The 12,047-nt window shown below is 67.2% G+C and carries 10 protein-coding genes; 5 read left to right on the top strand and 5 right to left on the bottom strand.

The window, feature by feature from the left end:
* The first annotated feature begins 44 nt into the window (after nt 1-44).
* The 4 genes from ASE35_RS03990 (at nt 45) to ASE35_RS03975 (ending at nt 2,961) form a co-directional block, all read left to right on the top strand.
* Nucleotides 45-671 (top strand): hypothetical protein, encoded by a 627-nt coding sequence (locus ASE35_RS03990; RefSeq protein WP_057163030.1) that lies wholly within the window; start codon nt 45-47, stop codon nt 669-671.
* Nucleotides 668-1,468 (top strand): hypothetical protein, encoded by an 801-nt coding sequence (locus ASE35_RS03985; protein WP_057163029.1) that lies wholly within the window; start codon nt 668-670, stop codon nt 1,466-1,468. The genes ASE35_RS03990 and ASE35_RS03985 overlap by 4 nt, the downstream gene beginning before the upstream one ends.
* A gap of 87 nt (nt 1,469-1,555) precedes the next feature.
* Nucleotides 1,556-2,365 (top strand): ferredoxin--NADP reductase, encoded by an 810-nt coding sequence (locus ASE35_RS03980; protein ID WP_057163028.1) that lies wholly within the window; start codon nt 1,556-1,558, stop codon nt 2,363-2,365.
* Nucleotides 2,362-2,961, top strand: coding sequence for a TlpA disulfide reductase family protein (locus ASE35_RS03975; RefSeq protein ID WP_057163027.1), 600 nt, complete (start codon nt 2,362-2,364; stop codon nt 2,959-2,961). Before ASE35_RS03980 ends, ASE35_RS03975 begins: the two co-directional genes overlap by 4 nt.
* A gap of 6 nt (nt 2,962-2,967) precedes the next feature.
* On the opposite strand, the gene ASE35_RS03970 is transcribed toward ASE35_RS03975, so the two are convergent.
* A complete protein-coding gene (locus ASE35_RS03970) occupies nt 2,968-3,903 on the bottom strand; it encodes a LytTR family DNA-binding domain-containing protein (protein ID WP_082607022.1) in 936 nt (311 codons plus the stop codon).
* A 154-nt stretch (nt 3,904-4,057) separates the two neighbouring features.
* On the opposite strand from ASE35_RS03970, the gene ASE35_RS03965 reads away from it, so the two are divergent.
* Nucleotides 4,058-5,254, top strand: coding sequence for an acyltransferase family protein (locus tag ASE35_RS03965; RefSeq protein WP_057159146.1), 1,197 nt, complete (start codon nt 4,058-4,060; stop codon nt 5,252-5,254).
* Nucleotides 5,255-5,405: 151 nt separating this feature from the next.
* Here ASE35_RS03965 and ASE35_RS03960 read toward each other — a convergent pair whose 3' ends face one another.
* From ASE35_RS03960 to ASE35_RS03945, 4 genes are all read right to left on the bottom strand, one after another.
* On the bottom strand, nt 5,406-5,783 hold the full coding sequence (locus ASE35_RS03960; protein WP_157489255.1) for a hypothetical protein: 378 nt from the start codon (nt 5,781-5,783) through the stop codon (nt 5,406-5,408).
* 25 nt (nt 5,784-5,808) lie between these two features.
* Entirely contained in the window at nt 5,809-6,291 is a 483-nt protein-coding gene (locus ASE35_RS03955) for a glutathione peroxidase (RefSeq protein WP_057163025.1), read from the bottom strand.
* Between the two features lie 216 nt (nt 6,292-6,507).
* Nucleotides 6,508-8,823 (bottom strand): TonB-dependent receptor, encoded by a 2,316-nt coding sequence (locus tag ASE35_RS03950; protein ID WP_057163024.1) that lies wholly within the window; start codon nt 8,821-8,823, stop codon nt 6,508-6,510.
* A 724-nt stretch (nt 8,824-9,547) separates the two neighbouring features.
* Complete coding sequence (locus ASE35_RS03945; protein WP_057159143.1) at nt 9,548-11,641, bottom strand: amidohydrolase family protein; 2,094 nt, start codon at nt 11,639-11,641, stop codon at nt 9,548-9,550.
* Nucleotides 11,642-12,047: the final 406 nt, after the last annotated feature.

Raw genomic sequence — 12,047 nt, 5'->3', positions numbered from 1 at the left:
GTGCTATATCGCGCGAACCGCTGGCTGCGTTCACGGAGCGAACCATGGCGACCGCCCTGCCCCCGGCCCTGGCCCTGCTGCGGGCCATCTCCGATCCGTTTCCGGTCACGGAAGTGGATATCCGCAGGCGCCTACGCTTGCAAGATTTCGCCGTCGACACCGACTTGGCGACTGTGTTCGTGGCGCGCTCGATCGAGGCGATGCTGGTGTTGCCGATCCGTATGCAATGGGACATCGCCGCCCGCCTGTCCGAACCGGTCGGCGTGCATTGGGAGCGAATGTTCGTCGCCCATGCCGAAGCGCCTGCGCAGCGACTGGTCCACGAGCGGGTGATCGAGCAGCGCGCGAAGCTGGAACCGCTGATCGAGCAGTTGGCGCTGCAATTGCGCCGCATCCTTGCCGCGCTCACACCGGACGATCCCGAATCCGGTGCCAGCAACGCCCAGCGCGAACCCGACCAGGGCGGAAGCCCGGGCGGCGCAGCGAGGGCCACCAGCTTCGAATCGACGGTCGTGGGCTACGGCGCCGATGCCGACACCTGGATCCAGCCGCTCGAACAGCAAGCCTTGCAGGTGGAAATCGCGCCCGACTATGCCCGCCAGGCAGACATCGAACCCGATGTCGATCTGGATGAAGAAGCTCATCGCTACGGCCGAGGCATGAAGCCATGAGCAAGGTCGCCTTCGATATCGACCAGGCCATCGCGGAGGTCGGCCGGATCGCCGGCGCGCTCGGCGCCCACGTGGAGGACCGCCATCTGCGCCACAGCGACAAGAACCAAGAGAAGGGCAAGTGCTACGAAGCCTGGGTGATGCTGGCATTGTCGGCCGCGCTGGTGGAGGAACTGAAAACCCGTTCGGCGGGGTCGTACCACGCTCATTGGCATCTCGGCTCCGGCGCTTCGGCCACCAGCGCCGATCGTGCGGTAATTCGCGGCGGCCCCGGGCTGCTGGGCTCGCGCCCCAACAGCCCCGGTTACATCACCCTCTACCGCAACGCACAACCGATCGTGCAGTTGCATAACTCCCTCCGATTCTCCGGCCGCAGCGGCGTCGCGCACGAATTCGATATCGCCCTGCTGCGCCCGGGCGCCGTCGATGAGGAACGCCGGCGCATCGCCGCCGGCGGCAGTACCGAAGGCGGCCATAGGATGCCGGCGCTGGTGGCGCTGGAGCTCAAATGCCTCGCCACCGATATCGCCATCGGTATCGCGCGCGAGGCCGTCGCCATTCGCTTCGACGTATCGCTCAATGCGTGGCCTGCGCCGCAACAGCCCTACCTGCCCGTCACCCCGCCCGGCAGCCGTCACGCGATGGTCTGCTACGAAGGCTTCAGCGACGGGGCCATCAGCTTCGGGCGCGCCTATCAGGTCGAAGCCTACCCCCGGATCGGCCGAGAGCTCGATCCGGCCTGGACTGGCCCGGAAACCATTGCTGCGCTGGCAGCCGACATGGTGGCGGCGGTCTGAACCGCTGCCACGGCCGCCGCGCGACAGATGAGAGTCAATCTCATCAATCGGCTACAATGCGCTCCCAGCTCCACACCCCTGCCCCGCATGTCCTCCGCTTTTGGCACCGAGACGGTGCTGGACGTCCGTCACTGGACCGACGACTACTTCAGCTTCACCACCACCCGCGACGACGGATTCCGCTTCGACAACGGCCAGTTCGTGATGATCGGACTGCAGGTGCCGCAGGCGGACGGTTCGTCCAAGCCGTTGCTGCGCGCGTATTCGATCGCCAGCGCGAACTGGGAAGAACAGCTGGAGTTCTTCAGCATCAAGGTGCCCAACGGGCCGTTGACCTCGCGCCTGAAGGAAATCCGTCCCGGCGATGAGGTGCTGATCGGCCGCAAGCCCACCGGCACCCTGCTGATCCACGACCTGCACCCGGGCCGCAATCTGTATCTGTTGGGCACCGGCACCGGCTTCGCGCCGTGGCTGTCGATCATCAAGGACCCGGAGACCTACGAACGCTTCGAGCGCGTAATCCTGTGCCACGGCGTGCGCAGCGCGCAGGACCTGGCCTACCGCGACTACATCGTCAACGAGCTGCCCAAGCACGAATTCCTGGGCGAGCAGATCGCGGCCAAACTGCTGTACTACCCGGCGGTAAGCCGCGAGGGCTTCGATTTCGCCGGCCGCGACCAGCGCGGGCGCCTGACCGAGATGATGGCCACGGGACGCATGATGGAGCAGCTCGGGATCGAGCCGCTGGCGGCCGAACACGACCGCGCCATGATCTGCGGCAGCCCGCAGATGCTGGCCGATTTCCGCGAACTGCTGGACAGCCGCGGCTTCGGCGCGGCGCCGCGTATCGGCGTCCCCGGCCAGTACGTGTACGAGCGCGCGTTCGTCGAGAAATGAGCGCGCGCCCGCCCTCGCCGCTGACCCATACGCTGCGGGGCTGGCTGTTCGCAACGATGCTGGCGCTGCTGGGCGGCGCGGCGCTGCTGCCGGCGCAGGCCGCGAGGGGCGACGCCACACCGGCGAACGCGACCGAGCAGGGCCCGCAGGTCGGCGACCTGCCGCCCGACTGGCTGGGCCTGGACCGCGACGGCCGTTCGATCCAGGTCAGCCACTACCGCGGCAAGGTGGTGCTGGTGGTGTTCTGGGCCGGCTGGTGCGAGCAATGCCGGCGCGAGCTGCCGCAGCTGTCGGCGCTGCAGACCGGATTCGGCCGCGAGCGCCTGCAGATCGTCGCGATCAACTACGCCGAACCGCAGCGCGACTACGAGGCCTTCCTGCGCCAGAACCCCGGCCTGGACCTGTTGACGCTGCGCGACCCGGGCACGGTCGCGCGCTACTACCGGGTGCGCGCGGTCCCCAACGCCTTCCTGATCGACACCCGCGGCCGGATCGCGCACGTGCAGCGCGGCTACACCCCGCAGAAGGTCGAGCGCCTGGTGCGCGAGCTGCACGCCCTGCTGCCGCCGCCGGCCGCGCAGGCCGGCCGCGACTGAGACGGCTCAGGCCGCGCGCCGGTCCTGGCGCAGCACACCGCGGTAGCGCCGGCTGCACGGGATGCGGGTGCCGTCGCGCATAGTGATGCGCGCGTCGCCGCTTTCCAGCGGCTCGATCTCGCCCACGCAGTCCAGATTGACCATATAAGAACGGTGCACGCGCACGAAGCGCGCGGGGTCCAGTTGGGCCTCGATCGTGGCCATGGTGGTGCGCAGCGGATAGTCGCGGCCGCGCAAGTGCAGGTTCACGTAGTTGGACGAGGCCTGCAGCCATTCGACCTCGCCGGCCGCGATCAGGAATTCCTTGCCCAGCTTTCGCACCAGGAAGCGCTCCGGGCGCTCGGGCGTGGCCGGCTCGGGCAGGTCGTCGGGCGGCGCCAGCAGACTGGCCTCGCCCTGCCAACGCCGCATCAGCAGGCGGTAGCCCTCGATCCACAACACCATGTAGACGTAGGAACGCACGTCTTTCAGATACTCGTAGACCAGCCCCATGCCCCAGGAACCGAAATCGTAGGACTCGCCCAGCCCGGCATAGATCAGCTTGCGCAGACCGACCATCAGGCTCACGTGCAGCAACGACCAGACCACGCTGCCCAGCAGGTGCAGCGCCAGCGCCCGTCGCCAGCTGTCGATATGGAACGGGATCCGGCGGGTGTACCAGACCAGGGCCGGCACCAGGCACAGCGCGACCAGGCAGCTGGTCGCCTCCCAGATCGCGGGCGCCCAGTCGGGGATGTCCAAGCCGACCCGATGGATGTCGATGATGGTGGTCAGGGTGCCGCCGATCGCGTTGGCCGCGAACAGCAGCACCCAGCTCGCGACCTCGGCGGTGCGCCGCCAGGGCTGGTAGCGGTCCCAGGCGCTGAGCGGGGCGACCGGCTGGGCGGGCGGAATGGCGGTGTCGGCGTCGGCCGTCCTGGCCGCGGTCGGTTCGTAATTCATGCGCGCATTCTCGCCTGTGCGGGCACGCGCGCGGCAACCGGCCGTCCCCAGGGCCCGCGATTCGTCCCTGCCGGCCCGCCACCGGTCACCTGAGCGCTGCGCGCGGCGCCGCTCGCGGCAAGGCTGGGCGCACCTTCACTGCCGCGGACCGACCATGCAACGCCGCCACGACATCGACGCCCTGCGCGCGATCGCCTTCGCCCTGTTGATCCTCTACCACTGCGCCATGCTCTACGTCGCCGAGTGGGACTGGCATCTGAAAAGCACCCATCTGTCGGAACCGCTGCAGATCCCGATGCTGTTCATGAACCGCTGGCGCATGGATCTGATCTTCCTGATCTCGGGCCTGTCGGTGCACTTCCTGTTGCGCGGCACCTCGCTGGGCCGCTTCGTGATCCAGCGCAGCTGGCGCCTGCTGTTGCCGCTGACCTTCGGCTGCCTGGTGGTGGTGCCGATCCAGCCCTACGCCCAGGGCGTGGCCAACGGCCTGGTCGAGCCGGGTTTCGTCGACTTCCTGTTGCGCTACTACCAGTTCCAGCCCTGGCCCAAGGACGCCTTCGACGGCTGGGAGTACGGCTTCACCTGGAACCACCTGTGGTACCTGGCCTATCTGTGGGTCTACACCCTCGCCCTGGCCGCCCTGCTGCCGCTGTTCCGCAATGGTCTGGGCCGGCGCCTGCACGCATTGGCGACGGGCTTGCGTGGCTGGAAGCTGGTGATCCTGCCGGCCCTACCGCTGGCCCTGGCGACCATGCTGCTGCAGCCGCACTTCGAGGAAACCGGCGACCTGATCCACGACTGGTACCGCCACGCGATCTATTTCAGCGTGTTCCTGTACGGCTATTGGCTGGGTAACGACAGCGGTTTGTGGAACGAGCTGGTGCGGCTGCGCAAGTGGACCCTGAGCCTGGCCCTGGGCCTGTTCGGCTTCTACCTGACCCTGGTGCTGGTGCTGCCCGACCAGATTCCGGACCTGCTGCAGAACAGCGTGTGGCTGCTGCGCAATCTGTACATCTGGTTCGCGATTTCCGCGATCCTGGGCTGGGGCCATGCCCTGCTCAATCGCCCGTTCCGCTGGCTGCCCTGGGCCAACGAGGCGGTCTATCCCTGGTACGTGCTGCACCAGAGCCTAATCGTGCTGATCGCGTACTGGATCCTGCCGCTGCACCTGGGCCCGGTGAGCGAACCGGTCATCGTGGTGGTGGGCACGGTGCTGGGCTGCTGGGGGCTGCACGCGATCATTCGCCGGGTGCCGCTGCTGCGGCCGTGCTTCGGGCTCAAGGCGCGGGTCCAGCCGCGCCGCCAGGCGATCGCGGCGACGGGGTTGCAGGCGGCGAACGACGCGGCTTGAGGGCCGATAGCTCTGGGGTAGGAGCGGCGTGAGCCGCGACTGCGCAGTTTCGGCTACGACGCGGTCGCGGCTCACGCCGCTCCTACCCCAAAGCCCTAGCAGCTTGCGCTAGATCGTTCTGCGGTCCTGACGAATACCCAGCTGCTTCCGTTCACATTGCATGACATACATAGGTTCCAGTTGCCGACGAGTACTCCACCCAAGGCCCATCGAAGCTCATCATGCCGTGCAGCCCAACGGATTTCACGGTGAACCCTCCGCGCTTGTCTAACTCGTAATTGGCAGCAAGATGCCCCGGAAGCCCGACACGCGTCATGTCCTCATCGTTTCCAGGCTCTGGAAGCTTGCTGCGCTCCAACTTGAACCGATGGATCGCATGGACCACTTCATCCACTCTCGCGATCTCATCCGGATATCGGTACTCGCAGGGGCCGGATGTCGCGAACCCGATGAAAGCCGCACCACATACGGCCACCGCCAACGCGACATAGACGATGGCTTTAACGGCAGACCTCAGTGTCATTCGCATGCGGGCGAGCCCGGTCGCTTTCGATCTAGGCCAGCGCCTTCTCGATATCCGACGCGATCGACTCGGGCTTGTCGGTCGGGGCGTAGCGCTTGATGACCTTGCCGTCGCGGCCGACCAGGAACTTGCTGAAGTTCCATTTGATCGCGTCGATGCCGAGGAAGCCGCCCTTCTCGTCCTTGAGCCACTTCCACAACGGATGCGCCTGGTCGCCGTTGACGTCGACCTTGGCGTACAGCGGGAAACTCACGTCATAGGTCAGCGAGCAGAACTCCTTGATCTCGGCCTCGTTGCCCGGCTCCTGGTGGCCGAACTGGTCGCAGGGGAAGCCCAGCACTTCGAAGCCCCGCTCCTTGAACTTGCGCTCCAACTGTTCCAGGCCGGTGTACTGCGGTGTGAAGCCGCACTGCGAGGCGACGTTGACGATCAGCAGCACCTTGCCGCGATACTCGTCCAGCGAGCGCGGCTGGCCGTCGATGTCGGTGGCGGTGAAGTCATAGGCGGTGGTCATGGTCGCTCCGGCGGGGCGGCGGGGATTGGGAGACGATAGCGCGTTCCGAGGGTACGGAAATAGGAGTGAGCGGGGAGGAGTGAGAAGTGAGCCGGAGCAAGCCCCGCCTTTACTCACTTCTCACTACGCACTCCTCTCTTCTGCATAAAAAAACGGCCCGCGCGAGGCGGGCCGTCCGGTATTGCGATGGCAGGCGGCGGGCCGCCCTGCCCGGCCTTAGAAGCCGGCCTTGAACTCCACGCCCACGATGCGCGGCTCGTTGACGAAGCCGGTCAGGTTGTTGAAGTCGATCCCGCCGACCGCCTGCACCTTGTCGAGGATGTTGCGGCCGTACAGCGCCACTTCGTACTTGCCGTTTTCCCAGCCGTAACCCACGCGCAGGCCGCCTTCGACCAGGGCCTTGCCGCGGAACTCCTTGGCCTCGTAGAGGAAGTAGTTGATCTCGCTGCGGTAGGCCCAGTCGGTGTAGACGAAGAACTCGCCGCCGTCGCCGACCGGCAGCGAGTAGCGCGCGGTCAGGTTATAGACCCACTTGGGGGCCTGCGGCAGCGGGTTGCCGTTGATGAACGCCAACGTGGTACCGCCCACCACCGTGGTCGGATCGGTAACCGTGCAGTGCGGCGGATTGCCGTTGCTGGCGCCGCAGACCGCCACCGCCAGATTGCCGTCCTTGATCTCGGTGTCGTTGTAGCTCGCGCCCAGCGTGATCATCAGGTTGTCGGTGACGTAGGCGTCGAAGTCCAGCTCGAAACCCTGGCCCACGGTCTTGTCGGCATTGACCAGGATGGTCTGGTTCGCACCGCCGCCGACCGCGTTGAGTTGCTGGTTGTCGACGTTGTAATGGAACACCGCGAAGCCCAGGCGCGCGCGCTTGTCCCACAGGTCGGCCTTGACGCCGGCTTCGTAGGAAATGACCTTTTCGGCGTCGGCCACCGACGGCTGCGGCGGCACCTGGAACAGCAGACGGCCCTGGATCGACGGCGCGCGGAAGCCCTTGGCCACGCGGGCGTACAGGTTCACGTCCGGGGTGACCTGGTAGACCGCACTGGCGTCCCAGCTGACGTCGTCGACGTCGGTGTGGACCGGGAACGGGCCCGACACCGGCGCGCCGAACGGCGCGCTTTCCAGCACGCTGGCGGTGAAATCCTTCTTGTCCTGGGTGTAGCGCAGGCCGCCGCGCAGGGTCAGCTTGTCGGTCACGTCGTAGTCCAGCGAACCATAGGCCGCCCAGGCCTTGTTGCGCTGCTTCTGCTGCGCCCAACCGGCACGCGCACCGGCGGCAAAGATCGTGTCGTAGTTGAAGCTGTCGACGGTGATGTCTTCGTCGAAATAGAACAGGCCGGCCTGCCAGTTCAGCGGGCCGCTGTAGTTGGACTCCAGTCGGAATTCCTGAGTCCATTGGCGGTGATCGGGCAGACCGTCCGCGGATTCGGCCGAGAACGGAATGAAGCCAGGGCCCGAGGGCGGCGCGAATACCGCGCCCACGCCGCCGTCGATGTCGCCGCGGCTGAGCGAATCGGCCGTCTCGTAGCCGGTGATGGAGTACAGGGTGAGGTCGTTGCCGAAATCCCAGCTCAGGCGCGCGCTGGCGCCGAAGGTGTCGAGCTGCTGCGAGTTGCGCCCGTCGATGGCGACCTTGCTGTCGTCGAAACCAGCGACCAGGTCGTTGGTGCCCGGCTTGAAGATGTTGGCGCGGAACAGGCGCGCGGTGCCGTTGAGATGGCGCGCGTGCACGTTGAACAGGGCGTGGAAGGTCTCGCTGCCGTCGTACTGCAGCTGCAGGCGCGCGGCCGACTCGTCGTAGCCTTCCAGCTTGGGATTGGTACGGGCGTTCGGGTTGGTGTTGGTCACCCACTCGTCGCGGCGCTGGTACAGCACCGAGGCGCGCGCCGACCAGTTCGGGCCCAGCGGGCCGCTGATCGCGCCTTCGATATTGGTGGTGCCGTGGCTGCCGTAGGCGACCTGGCCGTAGCCTTCCAGCTCGCGGGTCGGCTTGGCCGATTCGAACTTGACCACGCCGGCCGGGGTGTTGCGGCCGAACAGCGTGCCCTGTGGGCCGCGCAGCAGTTCGACGTTCTCCATATCGAACACCGGGAAGCCCTTCAGCAGCGGGTTCTCCAACACGATGTCGTCGTACACCAGCGAGACCGGCTGCGAGGCGTTGAGGTCGAAGTCGGTGTTGCCCAGGCCGCGGATGTAGAAGCGCGGGAAGGCACGGCCGAACGAGGACTCGATGTTCAGGCTGGGCAGACGGCCGGACAGGAAGCGGATGTCGCCGCCGCCGGAACCGAGCACGTGCAGCTTCTCGGCGTCGACGGTGGTGAGCGCCATCGGCACGTCCTTGGCGCGTTCGACGCGGCGCTGCGCGGTGACCATCAGCGCGTCCAGGGTCTTGGCGTCGGATTCGGCGGCGGGCGCCGTCTCGGTGGCGGCGGCGGGCGCGTCCTGCGCGAAAGCGGCGGCGGAAGTCAGGCTGATCGCGACGGCGATGGCCAAGGCATGGCTGCGGGGAGCACGGACGTGCTGACGCATGGCGGGGGGTCTCGATGAAAGCGGCGGCCCGGATCGGGGCGGCCTGGGTTCGTAAGAAGCCGGGCGATGCATGCGCCTGGCATGCGGCTCGGCGACGGGACGACTGCTACGTCGGTCCGACCGTCCCCTGACGGCCGTAGCGCGGACCTGCCCGCGCCGGTGGCGGCTCTTTGACAGGCGAATGTTACCAAAGCATTAAAGAGCCCGTACTCGGCGGTATGCGTTTAGGCATGGATTTGGCACATGTTTCGGCCAAATCGCGATTGCAAGACTACGCGATAAAAATCGCGCAACTAAATGAAATAGCTGAATTTATACGCAGAAATCCTTGCCCTGCTCCGGGTAGGAGCGGCGCGAGCCGCAACCGCGAACCCAAGGGCCGACGCCGGTCGAATCGCGCGCGCTGCCGAACGGGCCGACGAAGCGGCGCGTGCAAGCGCGGGCCGTGGGGGGCTCGGCAGACCTCAAAAAGCCGCGGTCACCGACTCCCCAATCGCTAAACGAATCTGACGCCGCAACGGAAACGGCGCGGTCGCGGCTTGCGCCGCTCCCACCCTTAGGCCCGGAGCCGGGCACGGACGCGACCGCTGTCTGTGGGAGCGACGTGAGTCGCGATTGCGCGGGCAGTCGCGGTGGCGCGGCCGCGGCTTACGCCGCTGCTACCCCAAAGCGGGGCCGGTGGAATGGACCACCGCCGTGTCGGCGACGGTCCATTCGCTTGCGCTTACTGCGCGCCGCCGACCTTCACCGGCGCCGCGAACGGCTTGATGCCCAGCGCTTCGTCGATCTCGCTGGGGTAGTAGGCGACCTCGCCCTTGAGCACCAGCGCGACCTTGCGGATGTCGGCGATGTTGGCGGTCGGATCGCCGTCGATCAGGATCAGGTCGGCGCGTTTGCCCGGCGCGATCGAACCGCGGTCTTCCAGGGTGCGCGAGTACTTGGCGCCGTTCCAGGTCGCGATCTGCAGCGCCTGCGACGGGGTCATGCCGGCCTGCACGTACAGCTCGAGTTCGCGCTGCAGGGTGAAGCCCGGAATCGCGTCGGTGCCGGCCACGATCGGCACCCCGGCCTTGTACAGGCGACCGACGAACTCGACCAGCTTCCCGTAGGACTTGTTGTAGCGCGCGGCGGTGGCGTCGTCGGGGATGTTCATCTCGGCCACGCGCAGGCCGCGCTGCAGGTCCGGCGGCAGATGCGCGGCGACCGCGGCGTAGGCCTGCGACAGTTCGCCCGGCCGCTGACGCAGGAAATCGAAGGTGGTCAGGGTGGGATCGATCACGGTCTGCTTCTTGGCCAGCAGCGCGATGAAGTCCTGGACCGGCTTGGAATCGAAATCCAGGTCGGCGGTCTTGTCGGCGACCAGGTAGAACCGGGTCAGGGTGCGGGTGTCGGTCTTGTCGTCGACGAAGAAGTTCAGCAGCACCTGATTGATGTGCTGGATCTCGTCGTAGCCCTGCTCCACCACGTCCTGGGCGCGCATGAAGGCGGGCACGTGGCCGCTTACGCGCAGGCCCTTGCTGTGGGCGTAGGCGGCGGTGTCGCGCAGCAGGTCCTTGGGGAAGGAGTTGTAGATCTTGACCTGCGGATAGCCGTGCTCGGCGTACCAGTCCACCGCTTTCTTGGCGCCGTCCAGGTCTTTGATCACGAAGCCGTTGCGCGCCGAGAAGTTGCTCTCGCCCTCGATGAAGCCGGCCGGCACCACGTCCGGCGACATCAGCTTGCCCTCGCGGATTTCGCCCAGGATCTGCTGCAAGGTGGCGTTGTCGTTGCCCATGTCGCGCACGGTGGTGACGCCGGCGGCGAGGTTGAGCCCGCCGTCCCAGCGGCCGACGTGGCCGTGCATGTCGAACAGGCCGGGCAACAGCACCTTGCCGCCGGCGTCGATCGTGCGGTCGGCCTTGACCTTGGTGGCGCCGCCGGCCTCGACCGAGACGATGCGGCCGTCGCGCAGCAGCACGTCGGAGGCCGGGCCGAGCTTGGCGTGCTCGCTGTCGAACACGCGCGCGTTGCGGATCAGGGTGCTGCCGGCGATGGGATGGCCCAGGCGCTTGCGCAGATCGACCAGGGCCTCGCCCTCGGCGACTTTCTGCTGGGTTTCCAAGGCGTCGGCGTTGCCCTGCCAGCCCTCCTCGATCAACTGCAGGAAGCCCGGGAAGATGTAGGCGAACAAGCGCGGATTCTCGCCCTGGGTGGCCCAGGCGAAGGTCGGGGTGAGGCCGACGCCGGTCATCGCGACCAGTTGCACCTTCTGCTTCTTGCCGTCGCGCACGACCTCGGCTTCGCCGACCTTGCGCACGGTCAGATTGCCGCTGGGGATCAACGGCAGCTTGCCGTCGCTGCGCTTGCTCAGCGCGGCCAGGGCGACGCTGAAACCGGCCGGGGTGCCGCCCAGCGGCGAGTACAGCGCGCCCGCCGCGGCGGCCTGCTCGCCCTGGTCGGACGTGGATTTCCACTTGGCCTTGCCGTCGGCGATCGAAAAGCTTTCGTCCACCGGCGCGCCGAAGGTCGAGGTGCCCTTGACCGCGTAGGTCTGGTAGGTGCCGTCGGCGGCGAGGGTGTAGGTCTCTTTGAGTTCGGGGCCGCGGCCGTTGTCCTTGAAGATGAAGTCGACGGCGATGCTGCCGTCGTCGGCGCGGGTCACGGTCTGATGGCCGGCCTGTTTGCCGCCGTCGACCAGGGCCAGGTAACGCGTGGTCTCGGCCGCCAGCACGCTGCTGACGAAGCAGGCGCTCAGGCACAGCCCCAAGGCCAGGCGGGCCAAGGCGCGGCGCGGACGGATCGGATGGGGGATCGCGGACGTCGTAAGCACAAAGGTCATCGTCGTTTCGCTCGTCTCGGGGAGGTGGGTAAAAGACGCAGGCGCGGCCGCGGATGTGACCGCGCGCGTTTTAGGTGTGGGGATCATGACGGCGTCTCCGCCGGCATCTGCGACGCCGCGGCGGCCTGGATCGCAATGCCGGCTTTCGATGCGCAAGCCCGGGTAGGCATGGAATGCGGACGCGCACGGCGGTCGGCGAGGTGCGCCGAGCAGGTGCAGACGCGTACCGGCAGCGGATTCATACCCGGCCCCGGCGATGGGAATGCCGCGATCCACGCCCCTCGTTGCGCTGTCCCATGCGCCCTGCCCCGGCCTGTGCGTGCCCGGCAGTGTAAGCCAGGGCCCCCGGCGCGTATGTGCCTGAAGTCGCCGGTTCAGGCAGCTTCCGACCAGGCGTTCGGCCTTG

It is taken from the genome of Lysobacter sp. Root916 (assembly GCF_001429785.1).
GTDB lineage: Bacteria > Pseudomonadota > Gammaproteobacteria > Xanthomonadales > Xanthomonadaceae > Lysobacter.
This window is presented reverse-complemented; position numbering and strand designations above follow the sequence as displayed.